The 346-nt window shown below is 41.0% G+C and carries 1 protein-coding gene; it reads right to left on the bottom strand.

The window, feature by feature from the left end; genetic code table 11:
• A partial coding sequence (locus WFH18_RS17920) for a DDE-type integrase/transposase/recombinase (RefSeq protein ID WP_336755429.1) occupies positions 1 to 346 on the bottom strand: 346 nt, incomplete at both ends.

Here is a 346-nt window from a genome sequence, read left to right as displayed (position 1 = left end):
TGTTTTGTATAAGCCATTCACCGTTTCAGCCAAAGCATTATCGTATGAATCACCAGTCGTACCGACTGATGCTCGTAAATTTGCTGCTTCTAAACGATTGGTATAGCGAATAGAAAGATATTGAACACCTCTATCGGAATGATGAATCACATTCTTTGGCATACCTCGATCGTGCAATGCTTGCTCAAGTGCATCGAGTACCATATCTGTATTCATCCGTGTAGATACTTTCCATCCAACAATTGCTCGTGAGAACACATCAATAATAAAGGCGGTATAGACCCAGCCTGAATTTGTTTGAATATACGTAAAGTCACTGACCCACAGTTGGTCAGGATGATCAGCA

It is taken from the genome of Acinetobacter sp. USHLN143 (genome assembly GCF_037145695.1).
Classification (GTDB): Bacteria; Pseudomonadota; Gammaproteobacteria; order Pseudomonadales; family Moraxellaceae; genus Acinetobacter; species Acinetobacter fasciculus.
The sequence above is the reverse complement of the archived record's forward strand: the minus strand, read 5'-3'. Positions and strand labels throughout refer to the sequence as shown.